19 protein-coding genes are annotated in these 18,966 nt (G+C 63.7%); 8 read left to right on the top strand and 11 right to left on the bottom strand.

The annotated features are described in order from the left end of the window. Positions 1–126: 126 nt before the first annotated feature. Positions 127–1,284: an ATP-grasp domain-containing protein gene (locus NKJ58_RS14420; RefSeq protein WP_031205215.1), complete on the top strand. Its 1,158-nt coding sequence runs from the start codon at positions 127–129 to the stop codon at positions 1,282–1,284. A 48-nt stretch (positions 1,285–1,332) separates the two neighbouring features. Here the strand turns inward: NKJ58_RS14420 and NKJ58_RS14415 are convergent, their stop codons facing one another. The 8 genes from NKJ58_RS14415 to NKJ58_RS14380 are packed head-to-tail and all read right to left on the bottom strand — an operon-like array spanning position 1,333 to position 8,124. Then, positions 1,333–1,635, bottom strand: coding sequence for an addiction module antidote protein (locus NKJ58_RS14415; RefSeq protein WP_023814929.1), 303 nt, complete (start codon positions 1,633–1,635; stop codon positions 1,333–1,335). Position 1,636: 1 nt separating this feature from the next. Then, positions 1,637–1,924 (bottom strand): type II toxin-antitoxin system RelE/ParE family toxin, encoded by a 288-nt coding sequence (locus NKJ58_RS14410; protein WP_023727340.1) that lies wholly within the window; start codon positions 1,922–1,924, stop codon positions 1,637–1,639. Between the two features lie 52 nt (positions 1,925–1,976). Further along, on the bottom strand, positions 1,977–2,981 hold the full coding sequence (locus tag NKJ58_RS14405) for a Rieske 2Fe-2S domain-containing protein (protein WP_023715077.1): 1,005 nt from the start codon (positions 2,979–2,981) through the stop codon (positions 1,977–1,979). Continuing rightward, positions 2,978–4,111: a GNAT family N-acetyltransferase gene (locus tag NKJ58_RS14400; protein ID WP_352518940.1), complete on the bottom strand. Its 1,134-nt coding sequence runs from the start codon at positions 4,109–4,111 to the stop codon at positions 2,978–2,980. Before NKJ58_RS14400 ends, NKJ58_RS14405 begins: the two co-directional genes overlap by 4 nt. After that, positions 4,108–5,364 (bottom strand): F390 synthetase-related protein, encoded by a 1,257-nt coding sequence (locus NKJ58_RS14395; protein ID WP_352518939.1) that lies wholly within the window; start codon positions 5,362–5,364, stop codon positions 4,108–4,110. The genes NKJ58_RS14400 and NKJ58_RS14395 overlap by 4 nt, the downstream gene beginning before the upstream one ends. Further along, positions 5,361–6,185, bottom strand: coding sequence for an MBL fold metallo-hydrolase (locus NKJ58_RS14390; protein WP_023715074.1), 825 nt, complete (start codon positions 6,183–6,185; stop codon positions 5,361–5,363). Before NKJ58_RS14390 ends, NKJ58_RS14395 begins: the two co-directional genes overlap by 4 nt. Continuing rightward, on the bottom strand, positions 6,182–7,186 hold the full coding sequence (locus NKJ58_RS14385) for an NAD-dependent epimerase/dehydratase family protein (RefSeq protein ID WP_023685698.1): 1,005 nt from the start codon (positions 7,184–7,186) through the stop codon (positions 6,182–6,184). The genes NKJ58_RS14390 and NKJ58_RS14385 overlap by 4 nt, the downstream gene beginning before the upstream one ends. Beyond that, positions 7,183–8,124, bottom strand: a complete 942-nt coding sequence (locus NKJ58_RS14380; RefSeq protein ID WP_245263167.1) for a 3-oxoacyl-[acyl-carrier-protein] synthase III C-terminal domain-containing protein — start codon at positions 8,122–8,124, stop codon at positions 7,183–7,185. Before NKJ58_RS14380 ends, NKJ58_RS14385 begins: the two co-directional genes overlap by 4 nt. A gap of 201 nt (positions 8,125–8,325) precedes the next feature. Here NKJ58_RS14380 and NKJ58_RS14375 point away from each other — a divergent pair, with 201 nt between their 5' ends. Next, positions 8,326–8,922, top strand: coding sequence for a T6SS immunity protein Tdi1 domain-containing protein (locus tag NKJ58_RS14375; protein WP_023685696.1), 597 nt, complete (start codon positions 8,326–8,328; stop codon positions 8,920–8,922). Positions 8,923–8,928: 6 nt separating this feature from the next. Here NKJ58_RS14375 and NKJ58_RS14370 read toward each other — a convergent pair whose 3' ends face one another. The 3 genes from NKJ58_RS14370 to NKJ58_RS14360 are packed head-to-tail and all read right to left on the bottom strand — an operon-like array spanning position 8,929 to position 11,220. Further along, a complete protein-coding gene (locus tag NKJ58_RS14370) occupies positions 8,929–9,378 on the bottom strand; it encodes a DNA polymerase III subunit chi (RefSeq protein WP_023672739.1) in 450 nt (149 codons plus the stop codon). A gap of 8 nt (positions 9,379–9,386) precedes the next feature. Further along, the gene (locus NKJ58_RS14365; RefSeq protein ID WP_023695590.1) at positions 9,387–10,877 is read right to left on the bottom strand and encodes a leucyl aminopeptidase; all 1,491 of its coding nucleotides are present in this window, start codon (positions 10,875–10,877) and stop codon (positions 9,387–9,389) included. Positions 10,878–10,926: 49 nt separating this feature from the next. Further along, complete coding sequence (locus NKJ58_RS14360; protein WP_155921583.1) at positions 10,927–11,220, bottom strand: hypothetical protein; 294 nt, start codon at positions 11,218–11,220, stop codon at positions 10,927–10,929. Between the two features lie 32 nt (positions 11,221–11,252). Between NKJ58_RS14360 and lptF the strand changes: the two genes are divergently transcribed. From lptF to rsmA, 6 genes are all read left to right on the top strand, one after another. Then, a complete protein-coding gene (lptF, locus tag NKJ58_RS14355; RefSeq protein WP_023672737.1) occupies positions 11,253–12,452 on the top strand; it encodes an LPS export ABC transporter permease LptF in 1,200 nt (399 codons plus the stop codon). Positions 12,453–12,454: 2 nt separating this feature from the next. Then, positions 12,455–13,537: an LPS export ABC transporter permease LptG gene (gene lptG, locus NKJ58_RS14350; protein WP_023695591.1), complete on the top strand. Its 1,083-nt coding sequence runs from the start codon at positions 12,455–12,457 to the stop codon at positions 13,535–13,537. After that, positions 13,537–15,969: an LPS-assembly protein LptD gene (locus NKJ58_RS14345; RefSeq protein WP_023705353.1), complete on the top strand. Its 2,433-nt coding sequence runs from the start codon at positions 13,537–13,539 to the stop codon at positions 15,967–15,969. The genes lptG and NKJ58_RS14345 overlap by 1 nt, the downstream gene beginning before the upstream one ends. Before the next feature lie 90 nt (positions 15,970–16,059). Further along, positions 16,060–16,986 (top strand): peptidylprolyl isomerase, encoded by a 927-nt coding sequence (locus tag NKJ58_RS14340; RefSeq protein WP_023705354.1) that lies wholly within the window; start codon positions 16,060–16,062, stop codon positions 16,984–16,986. 12 nt (positions 16,987–16,998) lie between these two features. Then, positions 16,999–18,027: a 4-hydroxythreonine-4-phosphate dehydrogenase PdxA gene (gene pdxA / locus NKJ58_RS14335; RefSeq protein ID WP_031196567.1), complete on the top strand. Its 1,029-nt coding sequence runs from the start codon at positions 16,999–17,001 to the stop codon at positions 18,025–18,027. A 38-nt stretch (positions 18,028–18,065) separates the two neighbouring features. After that, positions 18,066–18,902, top strand: coding sequence for a 16S rRNA (adenine(1518)-N(6)/adenine(1519)-N(6))-dimethyltransferase RsmA (gene rsmA / locus NKJ58_RS14330; RefSeq protein ID WP_023705356.1), 837 nt, complete (start codon positions 18,066–18,068; stop codon positions 18,900–18,902). The last annotated feature ends 64 nt before the right edge of the window (positions 18,903–18,966 follow it).

Raw genomic sequence — 18,966 nt, 5'->3', positions numbered from 1 at the left:
ATGGCTGACGCAGCGGAGCCACCTTTGTGGAGTCCGTTGGCGGCACGCAAGCCATGTGGCACTTATGGCGAATGAAGCCTTCCGCAGAAGCATCGACTCGTCTTTTCCAACCGATGCCGGTGGCTCATGCCCAATAGCACCGTGCTGATCACCGGTGCCCGCGCGCCGGTGGCGCTGCACCTGGCGCGGCTGCTGCATGGCGCCGGTCGCCGGGTGATCCTGGCCGACAGCCCGGCCCGGCCGATCGCCGCAGCGAGCACGGCCTGCGCCGCCTACCATCGCCTGCTGCCGCCGCGCTTTGCCGCCGACGCCTATGCCAAGGCGGTCGAAGCGCTTGTCCGCGCGGAAGGCATCGAACTCGTTATCCCGACCTGCGAGGAAGTCTTTTATCTCGGTCGTCTCTGGCAGCACCGCGCCATGCCGGCCCGCCTCTTCGCACCCGAGATGGCGATGCTCGCCAGCGTTCACGACAAGCATGCCTTCATCCGGCTGGCGCAGAGCCTTGGGCTCGACGTGCCGGAAACGATACTGCTGCAAAGCGAGGCCGATCTCGACGGCGTTCGTGGCCAATCGCGCGAATTGGTGTTCAAACCTGTGTGGTCACGTTTTGCCCGTGACGTACTGCTGCGGCCATCGCCGGACGAACTCGACGCCGTCCGCCCCTCGCCCGCCGCTCCTTGGGTGGCGCAGCGCTACATCGCCGGTGAAGAGATCAGCGCCTATGCGGTGGCGGTCGAGGGTGAACTCAAAGCGCTGGCGCTCTACCGTTCGCTCTATCGCGCCGGCAAGGGCGCCGGCATCTGTTTCGAGCCGGTCGAGGATATCGCGGCGCGGCGCTTCGTCGAAACCTTCGTCGCCGGCGCCGGCTGGACCGGCCAGATATCCTTCGACCTGATGCGCGAGAACAACGGCAGGGTGCTGCCACTGGAGTGCAATCCGCGCGCCGTGAGCGGCCTGCACTTCTTTCGCGATCCGCGGCGCTTCGCCGACGCGGTGCTGGAGGATGGCGCCGAGGTGAAGCCCGACGTGACGGCGCCGCAGACGGTGAGGCTGGCGATGTGGATCTACGGGATGCCGGCGGCACTGCGCTCCGGTGGTCTCGGCAGCTTTCGCCAGGCGATGCACGATGCCGATGAGCTGCTCGACTGGCCGGGCGACCCCGCGCCGAAGCGGGCGCAGTGGCGCACGCTGGCCGAGATCGCCGGCACAGCACTGCGCCAGCGCATCAGCCTTCAGGCTGCGTCGACGCGCGATATCGAGTGGAATGGGCCGGAGCAGGACTAGTCGAGTTGAAGCGGAACTTCCCGTTTTCAGCTGAGTGCGTAAGTCCTGCTAAGGTTGCCTAAACGGGATAACTGGCTTTGCGGACAATTGCAGGCCAAGCGCCTTGGTTACGCCCAGCAATGTACTGAGGCGCGGATCGCCCTTTTCGCTCAGCGCTTTGTAGAGTGCCTCTCGGGTCACGCCGGCGTCCTTCGCTATGCTTGTCATGCCGCGGGCGCGCGCGACAATGCCGAGGGCGTGCGCAATATAAGTCGCGTCCCCGGTCTCGAACGCATCAGCGAGCAGTTCGGCTTGAGACTCAGCATCATCAAGATATTCGGCGGCGTCGAATGGTGTGGTTCTGAGGGTCATATCAAACTTCCTTTGCCATTTTCCTGGCTTTTCCGATGTCCCTGTCCTGCGAGCCTTTGTCACCGCCGCAGAGCAGGATAATGACCGTGTTGCCGCGCCGGACGAAGTACACGCGGTATCCCGGACCGTAATCTACGCGCAATTCTCCTATGCCATCGAAGAACTTGGCGTCTCCCGCCAGCCCAGCCTGAACGCGGACAATCCGTTGGGTGATCTTCTTTACGGCGCGAATGTCCGTGAGCCCTCTGAGCCATTTTCGGAATTCGTCAGTGGATCGAACTTCGATCATCCGTGAACTATAATTTACAGCAGAACTGGAATCAAGTGCCGTGAACTTTAGATTACAACTCGATTTGGTGCACCCGCGGCTCTGCCGCCGCCGGTGGCATCTTGCCGTCGATGATCGCCGCTATGTCGCGGCGCAGGAAATCCAGCGGGCCGATCGCCGGCTGAACCTGCGGCGATATACGGGCGTTGTCGCTGGCCGATTTCAGCACACGGCGATCCTGCTGCAGGGCAAAGGCAAAGAGCGGCCGGAAAGCAAGCGCCTTGAGTTCGCCGAACAGGCCCTGTCGCGGGCCGATCAGCCAGCCGACGCCTTCGACGGTCCGTTCGTCCGCCTGACGCAAATGGAAAGTGGTCGCCAGCGCCAAGCCGCCCTTGCCCCAATATTCGAGTTCGACGATGCCGGGATGGCGGTAGCGGCCGATGGTCTTGGCGCGCTTGCCTTCCAGCAGCCGGCTGACCAGCCCCTGTTGGCGGTCCTCGCCGGTGTAGCAGCTTTCGACCCAGCCCTTGCCGCCGGTCACCTCGACGCGCACGAGATGGCGCTTTGCGGTCAGGCCGCGCAGCACACCCTTGTGGGTGAAGTGGGTGTGAGTGGCGTCGAGAATGTTCTCGGCGGCGTCGAGCACCGTCGATCGCGCCGAGCTTCGCACCCGCTTCACGACGACATCCTTGCCTTGCATGCAATGGAGATAGGGCTCGCCCTCAGGCGTGCCTGCCGAGACGAAGACGACGCCGTCGCGCTCGATCGCGCTGTAGCGGCGGATACGGTAATGCGGGACGTCGCCGACATGGCCGGGAATGGCGGTGCAGCGCCCTTCCCCATTGTAGCGCCAGCCATGATAGGGACATTCGATCTCGCCACCGACGACCTTGCCGGTCGAGAGTTCGACCAGGCGGTGAGCGCAGCGGTCGAAGAGGGCGGCAATGCCTTTCGCCGAGCGGAACAGCACCAGTGGCGCGCCGTCGAACAGGATGCGCTTCGGCTTGGCTTTGATGTCGGCAGACCGCATCACCGCCTGCCAATAGTCTTTGTCTTTCTGCTGCCGGGTGTCGCTCAAAGTTCAAATCTCCTGAGCAGGGGAATGCCGATCTTCGCGAGCACAAATTCCATGATCCGCACCGCCATGCGTTGGCGGCGCGGCAGATGGGCAGCATAGACGGCGTTGTATTCCACCGTCGCCACGGCGCCGCGCAAGCGTTTGAAGGCGGCGGCACCGGCGCTCATGTTGAAGAACAGGCTGTGCGCCATCGCATGATCCTGCGCCAGCGCCATCATCATGCGGTAAAGGCCTTCGCTCACCGGGAGGCCGGTGTCGTAGCCGACGATGGGCTGCGTCAGTGTCCTGCCGTTCTGAGACAAAGCGGCGACGGCGACCAGTTCACCGCCGGGACGACGCAGGCCTGCCAGTTGCAGGATGCCGCGACGGTGCGTCTCGCCGATATAGCGGGCCGTGTAGTGCGGGTTGAGCGGCGTGTATTTGTCGAGATAGAGCATCCGGTAGAGCGCTTCGGCGCGCGCATAGTCGGCCTCGGTGAAGTCGCCATTGCCGACCTGCTCGAAAGGCGTCGTGGGCAGCCGCTTGCGGTCGCGCTTCATGTCGTTGGTCATGGCCGAACCGTTGCCTGCGAAGATGTAGATCTGCCGCGCCGCCAGCATTCGAAAACCCTCCGCCTTCAGCGCTGCGATTGTCGACGGATCGGCGATCTCGTTCAGGGAGCGGATGAGAACAGCGCGATCGGGAAAACGCGCGGTGAGATCGTCGCGCATCGCCGCGACCGCGTTGCGATCGAGCAGCGGCACCGGATTGGTCGAATAGAGCCAGTTGTTGACCTGAACCTGATGGTCAAGGCCGCTCATCCTGACCAGCGGCGCGCACAGGCCGATCAGCATCCGCATCGTTTTTTGCAGCAAGGGCGAGGAGACGAAATTGCGGGTCTCGTCGATGGCATAGTCGACATAGGCGCTGGACGGGCAGCAGATGTAGCAGTTCGGCGCTTCGCTTCTGTCGTTCAGCGTCAGCGGAAAGGAGCGGCCGGCGATCTCGAAGGTTTCGACAGCCACTGTCAGATTGCGCACGAGGTCGCGCACCGGCACCTCGTTGAAAAGCTGAACGAAGGCTTCGACCTCACGCGGGTTGTTTTCTACCCGGTTCGTCTGATCGAGTGGCAACATAGCGAGCCGGTTCATGATGCCGCTCCCAGGTGGCATTCGACCCGACGCAGTTTGCGGCCGGTCTCCAACGGCAGGTCCCTGCGAACAAGGCTGACCGAAGCTGTCGCCTGGCGCGCCGCCAGCAAATTGCGCACGGACTGATGGGCGGCGGTGGCGGCTTCGTCGGCAAGCCCGGGGGCCAGGCTGAGTTCGATTGCATCTTCAGCGGTCTGGACCAGGCGGAAATCGTCGATGCGCCGGTCGGCCTTGAGCACCGCATTGCGTAGTATGTCGGGCGTGACGAGGAGCTGCCCGTGCGGCGAGGCTAGCCGGAAAGCGTCGTCCATGCGGCCGACGATCTCGTCCAGCGTGCGCAGCGGCGAGCCGCAGCGGCATGGCTTTTCGGACAGCCGCAGCAAGTCGTTCATCCGGTAGCGCGCCATGATCTGGGTCCGCCGGCGAAAGGCGGTGATCAGCGGCATGACCAGGCCGTCGCCGGCCGGTTCGAACTCGAAGAACACCGAATCCTCGGCCAGATGCAGCCCGCCCTGGCGGCAGGTGACGGCGAACAGCCCTTCGGTCGCCATGTAGATCTGGTCGACCTGACCACCAAAGAATGCCTCGATGACCGGCCGGTCAACCGGGTCGAGCGTTTCGGCGGCGCTGAAGACACGCTGCGGCTTGAGCCGAAAGCCCTCGGCCGCGAAGTGCCGCAGTATCTTCGGTGGCGCGATGATCACCGTCGGCGCGAAATCTTCGAGAGCGCCGCGCCAGCTCTCCGGACCGCGCGTCAGATCGAAGAAGCGCAGGTCGATACGCCGCGATTTGCGCGCGCTATCGTAGAGCCCGGTGTTTTGCGGCAGGATCACCGCAACGCGCTGCCGGCGCCAGAGCAGATCGGGCACGGCTTTGGCCAGGATGGTGCCCAGCCAGCGGTATTTTTCCGCCTCGGAAATGACGAACAGGCCACGATTGCCCGACGTGCCGGTGCTGGAGCCGACAGTCAGCTCGCCAATGTGGCTATCGCCGGCCTGCGCCTTCCAGGCCTCGGCGGCCGAGACGCCATGAATGTTGAAGCGCTCGAAATTGCCCATCAGCGTCGCCTTGTCGGTCACCGGCAGATCGCCGAGATGACGCGGCGTCTTGCCGTAGAACGGCGCGCGCGGCAGGTCGCGGTCGAGAAAGCGGCGCAAGGCATGACCTTGCCAGCGTTCGAAATTCTCACGGCTCTTGCGCGAGAGCCATTGCGTCAACACAAACGAACGGGCCGCTTCCGTCGGCCCGTTCATGCGCTCTCTCCGGCCAGATCGTAGGCCGTCACCGCCGGATCATGACAAAGAACAACCTCGCCGCCGGTCGCCAGAAACCGGCGCAACATTACGCTGGTCGGCTCGATCGCGGCGGCATCCTCGGCCAGCAGGGTTGCCGGCAGACCGGGAGTTCGGTTTTCGACGAGGGCCGCGAACAACCATTGCGCGTCGACGGCGTAGAGCAGCGGCCGCTCCAGATTTGGGAACGAAAGGCCGAACTGGCCATCGGCATGGCCGGGCAGACCGACTGCGATGACGCTGCCGTCGCCGAACAGATCGGCGCCGCCCGGTACGCCGCCACGCGGCTCGACCTGCCGCTTCGACGACAGCCCGTCGAGTCGGGCCTCGAAGTCAGACGGGAACAGTTCCTTGAAGACGCCATGGCGCAGATTCTGCAGGGAAGTCTTGGCCTTCGCCCGCGCCCAGGCGGTGTCATTGGCGATAAGCCGAGCGTTGGGAAACAGCGACAGGCCCGACATGTGGTCGGCATGGAAATGCGTGACGATGACGGTGCGCACATCCTGCAAAGACAGGCCGAAGCGCGCCAGTACCGCGAGCGGCTGCTCGGCTTCGTTGAGCTGGGGCCGGAGGATCGCACTGTAAAGACGCAGCGCCGTGCTGCGCCCACTGCCTTGTGTCACATGCGGCGTGTAGCCGGTGTCGATCAGGACGGGGCCGGCCCGCGGATGCATGATCAGGCCGTAGCGGACACGTAGCCTGACCTTCGCCCAGCTGCCGCCGCGCAGGATCAGGCGCTCGGCTGCGCCGACAGAGGCGCTGTTGGCGAAGACGATCTTCACGCTGCCCCCCTGCTTTCCATCGCCTTGCCGAATGTGCGATCGAGCCCTTCCTCGAACGACACTTTCGGCGCCCAGCCGAGGATGCGGCCTGCCTTGGAAAGATCGAGGCTCTGCGCATAGGCGAACAGGCCAAGACCGTAGCGCGTCACCGGCGGTTCCGGGCGGCCGGGCAATATATTCGCTACCGTCTCCGCTATCCCGGCCGCCAGCATGGCGGGCCAGAGCGGCATTCTGCGCCAGCGCGGCTGCACGCCGGCGCGGGCGCAGGCCGCCTCGGCAACGCGGCGGACCGGCACCACTTCGCCGCCGGAGATGTTGAATATCTGTCCCTCGGCAGCGCTGCCGGCGGACAGCGCGGCAAGCACCGCATCGACGACATCCTCTATATAAGTGAGATCGATGCGCGCCTTGCCGTCGCGAAACAGCGGCAGCGGGCGCTGCCGTGCCACCTGCAGCAGACGCGGCAGCAGCGTGCGGTCGCCGGGACCGTAGAGGCCGCGCGGCCGCAGCACCACCGGGCTGATCTCAGGCGCCGCCAGCACGATCTCCTCGGCCTGCCGCTTGGTGCGGGCATAGTGGTTGACCGGAGGGGGCAAGGCCGCATTCTCGGAAACTCCGAGCTGGTCGCGATAGGCGAAACAGACCGTCGGGCTGGAGATATGGACGAAGCGGCGCACGCCTTGCCCGCGCGCGAAATCGCTGAGGTTGCGGGTAGCTGTGACATTTGCCGTCTGGAAATCCGCCAACCTGCCGAAGGGCGCGGAAAGTGCCGCGCAGTGGATGATCGCATCGACGCCGTCGAGAGCGCGCGCGGCAGCTGCATCGAATGGTTGAGACAAATCGAGCCGAACGACCCGATGACCAGCGGCTTCGAGCGCCGCGCAGCGTTTGGCGTCCCTGCCAAGACCCAGCGCCGGTGTGCCCAGTGCAGCCAGCCGCGCCATGACATGCGCGCCGAGGAAGCCGCTAGCGCCGGTGACGAGGACGCGTCCCACGGTCATGCTTCCAGCGCCATGCCGCCGAACGACACGCCGGCCGAGGTGCCGAGGAACAGCACTTTGGCGCCGGGCACAATGCGTTGTTCGCGGCGCGCGACGTCGAGCGCAAAGGGGATGGAAGCGGCGATCTGATTGCCGTAGCGCGCCGCGATGTCGACGAGCTTTTCCCTGGCGAAGCCCGTCTGGCGCGCCATGTGGGCGAGCGCGAAAGGGCTTGCCTGATGCGGCACGACGAGGTCGACATCGTCGTGCCGCCAGCCGGCGCGATCGAGCAACTCCGCTACAAAGCCGTTGAAATGGCGTGACGTGACGCGAAACAGTTCCTTACCCTCCATGTGGAACAGGCTGTGGCGGGCAAATTCCTCAGGCTCACGATGAAAGTCGAACCGGGTGCCGCCGGAGCCGATGCTGCAGGCCGCATAGGCGGAAGGGTAGGTGCGCATCAGGTTGGCCGCGACTCGACCCTCGGCAGGGGCTGCCTGTTGCAGCACGGCGGCCGCCGCGCCATCGCCGAAGAGGGCCGCAATTTCCGGCTGGTCCTGCCACGGCAGCGCGCGCGAGGCGATTTCAGACGAGAACACCAGCGCCGTCCGGCATTGCCCGGCCTCGATCAGGCGCGACGCGGTCTCGAAGGCTGTGAGGAAGCCCAGGCAGGTGCTGTTGACGTCGAAAGCGGCCGCCGACCCATCGGCAAGGCCGAGGCGCTGCATGACCAGCGGCGCCGTCGACGGCAACGGCTGGTAAGGCACGCCGCAACCGCCGATGACCAGATCGACACTGCCTGCCTCAAGTTCGGCATCGGCAAGCGCCAGACGGGCTGCGGCACAAGCAAGGTCGACCTGCGATTCGGCGTCGCAGACATAGCGTTCGATGACGCCGGTCGCGGCCTCGAAATGTCCATCGCCAAACCCCAGCCGCGCATCGAGGGCGCGCGACGTCACGCATCGAGCCGGCACGGCCCGCCCGGTTCCGATGATCCTGATCCGCATTCTCAGCCCGCCCAATGAGCCTGCATCCAGTCAATCCATAAAACGGATCCAATGTGATGGCCATCATCAAGACGAATGCGTGGGAACTATGGAGCCTTCAGTGGATTGCGGCTAGAATCTCTCGCACGTATAAAGACCCGTACGGGGGCGATTATGGCCAGATCTTTTTTCCGCTTTATTTCTTCAATTTTTGGCGCGTCCGACGCCAGACAGGAAGGAAAAGCCGAGGCCAACAGAGCCAATACAGGGGGCTTGATCAGAGCCGAATGGCCCCATGACTATCAGTTCCTCTTTATCGAACCACCTGCGAACGAAGTCGCGGAAGCGTTGGACGGCTGGAAGTGGATCGGACTGGATGGCCTTGAACCAGCTGCGGTGTCAGCTTTCGGCGACATATTTTTCCGTGCCGGCGACGGGTCGGTTCGTCATCTCGATATGCTCGACGGGAAATTGACCAGAATTGCGGGTCATTGGGCGGAATTTCAGGCCGACTTGCAGAATGAAGCGCGCCGCGACGAGTTGCTGCTGGCGGGCCTTGTCGTTGCCGCCCGAAAGAACGGACTGATTCCGGCAGCCGGCCAATGCTATGATTTCAAGAAGCCGCCGGTGCTTGGCGGCGAAATGAGTCTGCGAGAGATGGAAACGACGTTTTTCGTTGTGAAGGTGCATATCGCCGGCCAAATCCATCGGCAGGTGAAAGATCTCCCGCAGGGCGCGAAGATAAACAAGGTTACGATCAGCGACCGATAACGCGACTTACGCCTTGCGCTCCCAGCGACGGTCGGGCGTCTGCTGCCAGTAGGTGACAGCGTGGCCCGCTTCTTTCAACACCTTCCAATGCGTCCGCGCCCCTTCGACCTGGGCCGCGTCATGGCCGTCGAACAGGAACACGGCGCGTTCGTAGCCGGCGAGATCGGCGGGTGCGGCGCCATCGACGAGGAAGCGTATCTGCGCCTGGTTGGGGTTGGCGTCGCTCGTGGTGAGCAGGATTGGCTGTTCGGCCGGATGGGCTTCACGGTCGGTCGCGTGCGCGAGGAACGAATCGTCCCTGAATGTCCACAGATGCAGGTCGAGCGCATCGCGCCGCTCCTCGGTCCCTGTCTGCACCACGGCGCGCCAGCCGCGATCGACGCTGCGCTCGAGCAGGCCGGGAAGCGCATCCTCCAGCGTCGATTCGGTCAGGTGGTAGAACAGGACATCGGCCATTCCCTGCCTTATCCCTCGTAATTGTCGCGCACCAGCCGGTCGAGCAGCCTGACGCCGAAACCCGAGCCCCAGGACTGGTTGATCTCGCTCGGCGGAGAGCCCATCGCGGTGCCGGCGATGTCGAGATGCGCCCACGGCGTTTCCTTGACGAAGCGCTGCAGGAACTGCGCGGCGATGATGGCGCCGCCATAGCGGCCGCCGATGTTCTTCATGTCGGCGTTCTTGGAATCGATCAGCTTGTCGTATTCGGGCCCAAGCGGCATGCGCCACAGCCGCTCCTGACTCGCCTGGCCGGCCGCCGTCAACCTGTCCGAAAGTTCGTCATTGTTGGAGAACAGGCCGGCATAATGCTGGCCGAGCGCGACCATGATGGCGCCGGTCAGCGTCGCCAGATTGACCATGAATTTCGGCTGGAAGCGGTCGTTGCAATACCACAGCGCGTCGGCCAGAACGAGGCGTCCTTCGGCATCGGTGTTGAGCACCTCGATGGTCTGACCCGACATCGAGGTGACGATGTCGCCGGGGCGCTGGGCATGGCCGTCGACGGCATTTTCCACCAGCCCGACGATGCCGACGACATTGGCCTTGGCCTTTCGCGCGGCCAGCGCCTGGATGAGCCCGATGACGGCCGCGGCACCGCCCATGTCGCCCTTCATGTCTTCCATGCCGGAGGCCGGCTTCATAGAATTGCCGCCGGTGTCGAAGGTGACGCCCTTGCCGACGAAGGCGACCGGTGCGTCCTTGGCCTTGCCGCCCTTCCATTGCATGACAGCCATCCGGGCGCCGCGCGGCGAACCCTGCGCGACACCGAGGAGCGAGCCCATGCCGAGCTTCTTCATTTCCTTCTCGGTGAGGATCTCGACCTCGACGCCGAGCGCTTCCAGTTCCTTGGCGCGGGCGGCGAATTCGATCGGGCCGAGCGTATTGGCCGGTTCGTTGACAAGGTCGCGCGCCAGAAGCACGCCGTCGATGACCGCAACCTCGTCGGCGAAGGCCTTTTTCGCCGCGGCAGGATCGGCGGTGTGGATGGTCACCTTGACCGGTTTCTTCGGCTCGGCATCGTCCTTGTCTTTCCTGGTCTTGTATTTGTCGAAGGAGTAGCTGCGAAGAATGATGCCGGCGGCAAGGTTCGCCGCTTGCCTGCCGCCAATCTTTGCGCCCGGCACATCGAGGATGACGGCCACCTCCGCTGCCTTGCGCAGGGACGCGGCGATGGTGCCGCCAAGCTTCAGCCAGGCAAAGTCATCGAGGCCGGCGACCTTGCCGGCGCCGACCGCCACCAGTCGGTCGAGCGATGTTCCCTGCGGCGCCAGCACTTCGACGACACCGGCGAATTTTCCGGAAAACTCCGCCACCGGAAACGCCCGCGCCAGCGTTCCTGAGGGGTCGCAGGCCTTTGCCGGTTCGCCAAGACCACCATCGTCGGCCGCCAGCACGATGATGCTGCCCTTTTTGGGTGCGGCAAATTTGGCGAAGGCGATCAATGGTCTCAAAGTCATCAGGTCCTGCTTTCGGGAAACGGCTCAGATTTTCAGGAAAAATGCATTCTCAGGGAAGATGCGCGACATTTGGTCGTTTTCCTTGATTTGGCAAGACTTTGCCGGAATCAGGGCTCATATGCGCAGCGGAATCGATAACGATTCGTCGCGGCACGGCTCCGCTTTCCTGCCGCAACCTTTTGTTAACCATTGATGTTCTCCCTTTCTTATTCATTGCCGCCGACACTCCGGCCTGCGGAACGGGCGATGTGGGACGGAGAATCGGATCGAACCGCCTGAAAGAAATGGCCAAACGCACCCAGTTGTACAGCCGCAGCCGGACGACTACCTTGTCGGCGGGCATGATGCCGTTCGGCAAATCGAGAAAAGCCTTACATGAAGGTCGTTGAACGCTACATCATGCGTCGCGCACTGGCGGTGTTTCTCGCTGCGCTGATCTGGACGCTGGCCATTGTCTGGACGACGCAGGTGCTTGCCCGCATCGACCTGGTCACCGACAGTGGCCAATCGGCGCTCACTTTTTTCGAGGTCGCGGGCCTCATCATCCCCACCATCATCCCGATCGTGGTGCCATTCGCCCTGGTGGTGGCGGTGGCCCAGACGCTCAGCGTCATGAACTCCGATTCGGAATTGGCCGTCATCAACGCCGCCGGCGCCTCGCGCTGGACGATTGTGCGGCCGGTCCTGCTGATCGCGCTGGCGGCCAGCGTCTTTTCCTTCGCGGTCGACAATGGCGTCGAACCCTATGCCAGGCAGAAGAACCGCCAGCTGATAGCATCCTCGCGCGCCGATCTCTTGTCGCTGATCATCCAGGAAGGCACGTTCCGCAAGATCGACGACGGGCTGTTCCTGCAGATAGGCGAGCGGCTGCCGGACAACCGGCTCGGCGGCATCTTCGTGGCCGATTCGCGCGAGGAAGGCGCCAATCTGATCTATTATGCCAAGAGCGGCAGCGTCGTCGAAAAGGGTGACGAGAAGGTGCTGATGATGAATGACGGCGTCATTCATCGCAAGACGCTGACCGGCGACCTGTCGGTCATTCGCTTCACGTCCTACGCCTTCGACCTTTCCGCCTTCATGTCGGCGGCGAACGATATCATGCTCCTGCCCAAGGACCGAACGACGCAATACCTGCTCAACCCGGATCCGAACGACAAGATCTTCCAGCGCAGGCCCGGCGCCTACAAGGCCGAGCTCGACCAGCGCTTTTCCGAATGGTCCTATTCGCTGGTGTTCGCGCTGATCGCGCTGGCCGTGGCAGGCGATGCGCGCTCACACCGCGAGGCGCGCATCCACCCGCTGATCACAGCCATCGCCATTGCGCTGTTCGTGCGCTGGCTGGGCTTCTTTGCCGCCGGCAAGGCCGACAAGATCCCGCAATACGCCTATATGGTCTATGGCGTGCCGGTCATCGCCTCGGCGGTCGCCATCTGGTTCATCGTCACCTCGCGAAGCATGGAACTGCCCGGCAGCTGGGCCGACTGGATGACGAATTTCGCCGGCCGCGTCAGCGATGGCTGGACGGCGCTCAAGCTGCGCCTCAATCGGCGCTACACATCCGGCCAGGGAGCCTGACGATGGGCTGGACCCTGGGCCGCTACTTCTTCTTTCGCTACGTGTCGATCACGATCTGGTTCTTCATCGGCCTTCTGGCGCTGGTGTTCCTGATCGACTTCACCGAGCTGTCCGGCCGCATCACCGGCCTGCCGGGCTTCACCTACGGCACGGCGGTCGCCATCTCGGCGCTGAGGATGCCGATGATCATGCTGCAGACGGTGCCGTTCGTCGGCCTGTTCTCGGCGATGGCGACGCTGGTCTCGCTCAACCGAAAATACGAGCTGGTGATTGCGCGCTCGGCCGGAGTGTCGGCCTGGCAGTTTCTGTTGCCCTGCTGCATCGGTGCGCTGTTATTCGGCATATTGTCGGTCGGCGTGCTCAATCCGATCGCCGCGCATGGCTTCTCATGGTCGGAGCAGATGGAAAACCAGCTGCGATCCGGCAATTCGAACGCGGTGGCGGCCGATGCCACGCCGTGGATCCGCCAGAAAACCAACTCCGGCGATACCATCATCGGCGCCCGCGCCATCCTGAACCAGGGCCTGGAAATGGCCGACACCGTGTTCTTCGTCCTCGATCCGCAGGGCAATATCGTCGAGCGCAAGGACGCCGCCCGGGCCTTTCTGCGCGACGGCTACTGGGAATTGCAGGACGTCAAGGTGTTCAAGGACGGCAACATCCGTTCCGAAACGACCGACCAGTTGCCGACCAACCTCAAGCCGGAATTCGTGCAGGAACGGCTGGCGCGCCCCGAAACCATCCCGTTTTACGACCTTCCCGGCAAGATTGAGGTTGCCCGCTCCTTCGGCCTCAAGGCAAATGCCTTCGCCATGCAGTTCGATTCGCTGGTAGCGTTACCGTTCCTGCTTGTGGCCATGACGCTGATTGCGGCAACAGTTTCAATGCGATTTGCGAGGATGGGGCAGTCGGCAACGATGATTCTGGGTGGCGTCCTCGCCGGCTTTCTGCTTTATGTCGTTTCGGTATTGGTCAAGGCATTCGGCGTTGCGGGATTCGTGCCCACAGCCGTGGCTGCATGGGTTCCGGTTGTCGTGGCTATGTTCTTTGGGGTGACATTCCTGCTATACAAGGAAGACGGCTAGTGAGGGAGGCGGCTTTGCGCAGCCATAGGCAGGCCGGTTTGGCGCGCCTCTATTCGGCGAGCGCCTTGGCATGCCTGCTCGCCTGCGGCGTGCTGACGGGCCCTGCGCTGGCGCAGGACGTTACCGACGTGGCAACGAAGGTTCCCTCCGGCTCCCAGATGCTGCTGGCGGCCGACACGCTCGTCTATAACAACGACAACCAGACGGTCACCGCCATCGGCGGCGTCCAGATCGACTATGGCGGCAACAAGCTCGTCGCCCAGCGCGTCGTCTATGATCGAAACACCAAGCGGCTGGTTGCCAGCGGCAATGTCGAGATCGTCAACAGCGACGGCACCAAGATCAACTCGCAGCATATCGATATTACCGACGATTTCGCTGACGGTTTCGTCAATGCGCTGCGCGTCGAAACGCCCGAAAAAGCCTATTTCGCCGCCGAAAGCGCCGAGCGCATGGGCGGCGTGCTGACAACGTTCCACAACGGCGTCTATACGGCCTGCGAGCCTTGCGAAGACAAGCCGGACAAGGCGCCGACCTGGCGGATCAAAGCCAGGAAGATCATCTGGAACGGCGAAAAGAAAACGGTTCGCTTCGAGAACGCGAATTTCGAATTCTTCGGTTTCCCGCTGGCTTATCTGCCGGCGTTCGAGATCGCCGACCCGACGGTCAAGCGCAAAAGCGGCTTCCTGATCCCCAGCATCGGCTACAACAATCGTCTCGGCGTCGGCGTCAAAGTCCCCTACTACTTCGCTTTGTCGCCGACCTACGACCTCACCGTTACCGGCAGCGGCTACACCAAGCAGGGTTTCCTCGGCGAGGCCGAGTGGCGCCAGCGCTTCAACAATGGCCAATACACGCTGAAGCTTGCCGGAATCAACCAGCAGGACCCTGGCGCTTTCCGTGATTTCGCGGCTTTCCCCGGCGGCTACAATGTCAATTCGGGGCCAGCAGGCGATCCGAACAAGTTCCGCGGCATGATGGGCACCAAGGGCCAGTTCGCCATCAATCCGCGCTGGGACTTCGGCTGGGATATCCTGCTTCAGACCGACAAGAATTTTTCGCGTACCTATACGATCGAAGGCTACAACGACGCCGTGCATCAATCGTCGGTCTACCTGACCGGCCTAAACGACCGCAATTATTTCGATGTGCGCGCCATGCGCTTCCAGGTTCAGGAGAACACACCGGACGGCAACGTCGCATCGCGCAGCGACAAGCAGCCCTGGGTGTTGCCGTCGCTCGACTATGCCTACATCCCCGACATGTCGGTGGCCGGCGGCCAGCTGTCGTTCAACGTCAATGCGCGCATCATCCGCCGCGACGATCTCGATCAGGCCTATTTTACCCCCTATGTGCCGGGCTCAGGCGTCCAGCGCGTGCGCGGCATCGAGGGCGAATCCGGTCGCCTCACCGCCGAGGCCGAATGGAAGCGTACCTTCACCACGGACGGCGGATTGCAGTTGACGCCCCTTCTGGCTCTGCAGGGCGACGTCGACTATCTCAACGCTTCTTCGGCTTCGCTGACTGCGGTAAACCAGATGGCAACGAATGTCGGTGCCGCCGACGACATGCGGTCTTCCTTCGCCCGGTACATGGCGACCGCCGGACTTGAAATGCGCTGGCCGGTGCTGTTCTCGATGACCGGCTCCAGCCATATCGTCGAGCCGATGGCGCAGGTCTTCATGCGCCCGAATGAGCAGTATGTCGGCGGGCTCGCCGTTCCCAACGAGGATGCACAGAGCTTCGTCTTCGACGCCACGACCCTGTTCGAGCGCGACAAGTTCTCCGGCTACGACCGCGTCGAAGGCGGCAGCCGCGCCAATGTCGGGTTCCGCTATTCCGGCGCCTACGACAGTGGCTGGGGCACCAACGCGATCTTCGGCCAATCCTACCAGTTGGGCGGGCGCAACTCGTTCGATTCACCGGATCTGGTCAATGCGGGCGCCGATTCCGGCTTGGAGACTTCGACCTCCGACTATGTCGGCCTTGTCGGCTTCAGCAGCCCGAGCGGCTTCTCCGGTTCGCTCAGCGGCCGCTTCGACGAGCAGACCTTCGAAGTTCGCCGTGCCGAGGTGAAGGCCGCCTATTCCGGGCTGCCGGTTTCGCTGAGCGCCAAATACGCCTTCATCCAGGCGCAGCCGCTCTATGGTTTCACCACCGACCGCCACGAAGTCACGCTCGGCGCCTCGACACACCTGGCCGAAAACTGGCGCGTCTTCGGCACCGGCACCTACGACCTGCAACAAAGCGTGCTGGTCAAGGACGGCGTCGGCTTTGCCTACAATGATTCCTGCTTCACCTACCTGATGACGTACTCGGAATCACGCGACATCAACACCAAGGAAGTGTCGCAGAATGTCGGCTTCAACCTGTCGTTCCGCACGCTCGGCGATTTCGGCTCGTCCCAAAGCTCGATCGACTCCATCCAGTAGAGCCGGCTGACGACATCGTTTTGCCGCATAAAGCGGGCACGGATTTCGCCAATATCGGGCTGGAATCGGCCAAAACCGGGCTAGAATGGGATGCTTTCGATGAGGAAATACCTGTTTTCGGCAGGATTCGCGCTCCTGTTCGCGGCGACCTCGGTCTCTGTCACCACGATGGTACCGCCGGCCTTCGCCAGTGAAATCAAGTATGTCGTCAACAACATGCCGATCACCACCGGCGACATCGCGCACCGGGCTGCCTTCCTGAAACTGCAGCGCAAGAAGGGTGACGCGGGTCAGGAAATGATCGACCAGACGCTGCGTATGGCGGAGGCCAGGCGTCTCGGCATCCGCATCTCCGACGCCCAGGTAGAGGCTGCCTATCAGCGCTTTGCCTCGAGCAACAAGATGCAGCTCAAGCAGCTCGACGGTGTCATGGCGCAGTCCGGCGTGACCAAGGAGCATTTCAAGGAATTCATCCGCTCCCAGATGGCGTGGAACCAGGCGCTGAGTGCACGCTACGGCGGCGGCGGCGGGGAGGTGAGCGAACAGGATCTGGTCAAGCGCATGCTCGAAAAAGGCGGCGCCAAGCCAAGCGCCACCGAGTACATGCTGCAGCAGGTGATCTTCGTGGTGCCGAAGGCCGAGCGCAGTGCCACACTCGCCAAACGCAAGCGCGAGGCCGAAGCCATGCGAGCCCGCTTCAATGGCTGCAACACCACGCGTGAATTCGCCAAGGGCCTGATCGACGTCACCGTTCGCGACCTCCCCCGATTGCTGGCGCCACAACTGCCGCCGGACTGGGCCGAGCAGATCAAGGCCACCAAGCTGGGCGGCGCCACGGCCGTGCGCGAGACCGATCGCGGCATTGAATTCATCGGCATCTGCTCGTCGCGCGAGGTTTCCGACGACAAGGCGGCCCAGATGGTGTTCCAGAGCGAAGGCAGCGACAAGAACGCCGACGAGCTCTCGGCCAAATATGTCGAAGAGCTGAAGGCGAAAGCCAAGATCGTTACGCGCTGAACCGGCCCAGCCGTGCGTGAGACAGAGCTTCCGCTGGCGCTGAGCGTCGGCGATCCATCCGGCGTCGGTCCGGAAATCGCCATTGCCGCGTGGCAGAGCGCCCGCGGTTCCGGTGCCGCGCCCTTCTATCTTCTCGCCGATCCGGCGCTGATTGCCGCGCGGGCGCGCCGGCTCGGCGCGGCGGTGGCAATCGCCGAGACGGTGCCGGCCCAAGCAGCTGGTGTCTTTCAACACGCCTTGCCCGTGGTGCCGCTGGCGGCCCACTTCACCGACGATCCCGGCCGGCCCGACCCGGCCAATGCCGCCGGCATCATCGAGGCCATCGATCGCGCCGTCGCCGACTGCCTTGCCGGTCACGCGGCCGCGGTCGTCACCTGTCCGATCGCGAAGAAGCCGCTTTACGATGCCGGCTTCGGCTTTCCCGGTCACACCGAATATCTGGCGCATCTGGCCTCGCTCCACACCGGCGGCACGGTGACGCCGGTGATGCTGATCGCCGGCCCCGAATTGCGCACCGTTCCTGTCACCATCCACATCGCGCTGGCCGAGGTGCCGAAGACGCTGACGACGGAGCTGATCGTTGCCATCGCGCGCATCACCGCCGGCGATCTTGCACGCCGTTTCGGCATCGCCAGGCCGAGGCTCGCGCTTGCCGGCCTCAATCCGCATGCCGGCGAAAGCGGCGCCATGGGGACAGAGGACGAGCGCATCATTCGTCCTGCGGTCGACATGTTGCGGGCGCAAGGCATCGATGCCTTCGGGCCGCTGCCGGCCGATACGATGTTTCATGCGCGCGCCCGCGCCGGCTACGACGTGGCGGTCTGCATGTACCATGACCAGGCGTTGATCCCGGCCAAGGCGCTGGCCTTCGACGAGGCCGTCAACGTCACGCTTGGCCTGCCGTTCATCCGCACCTCGCCCGATCACGGCACAGCCTTCGACATCGCCGGCAAGGGCATCGCACGTCCCGACAGCCTGATCGCGGCGCTGAAGCTGGCCCGCCGGCTGGCCGATACCGGCGCAAAGCCCGCAGCTGCATGAGCCAAAAATCATGAGCCCAAATCATGAGCCCAAAATTCATGAGCATTGACGGGCTGCCGCCGCTGCGCGAGGTGATCGAGCGCCATGGACTGCAGGCAAAGAAGGCGCTTGGCCAGAATTTCCTGCTCGACCTCAATTTGACCGGCAAGATCGCGCGGGTCGCCGGCGACCTCAGCGACAGCACGGTGATCGAGGTCGGCCCCGGCCCCGGCGGGCTGACCAGGGCGCTGCTCGCTGCCGGTGCCGGCCGCGTCGTCGCCATCGAGCGCGACGAACGCTGCCTTGCGGCCTTGGCCGAGGTCTCCAACCACTATCCGGGCCGGCTCGAGGTGATCAGCGGCGATGCGCTGAAGACGGATTTTGCCGCTCTTGCCAAGACCGCGTCACAAGACGGCCCGGTGAGGATTGCCGCCAACCTGCCCTACAATATCGGCACCGAGCTGTTGATCCGTTGGCTGACCGTGGCGGACTGGCCACCCTTCTATCAATCGATGACGCTGATGTTCCAGCGCGAGGTGGCCGAGCGCATTGTCGCCGGTGCCGGCAGCGATGCTTATGGCCGGCTCGGCGTGCTGGCGGGCTGGCGGACCGAGGCGAGGATCGCCTTCGACGTGCCGCCGCAAGCGTTCACGCCGCCACCCAAGGTAACGTCCTCGGTGGTGCATCTGGTGCCGCGCGCCAGCCCTTTGTCAACCGACGTGAAAAAACTCGGTCGCGTCACCGAAGCCGCTTTCGGCCAGCGCCGGAAAATGCTGCGGCAGAGCGTGAAGAGCCTGGGTGGCGAGGCACTGCTGACGCGCGCCGGCATCGATCCGACCCGGCGTGCGGAGACGCTCAGCGTCGAGGAATTCGTGCGGCTGACAAACGCGGTTTGACCGGCGGCGCTAGCGCCGCCTAGCAATCGTCATTCAAATGCATTACATTGACGTCGAAGGAGAT

Source organism: Mesorhizobium sp. M0139 (genome assembly GCF_040322455.1).
GTDB lineage: Bacteria > Pseudomonadota > Alphaproteobacteria > Rhizobiales > Rhizobiaceae > Mesorhizobium.
This window is presented reverse-complemented; position numbering and strand designations above follow the sequence as displayed.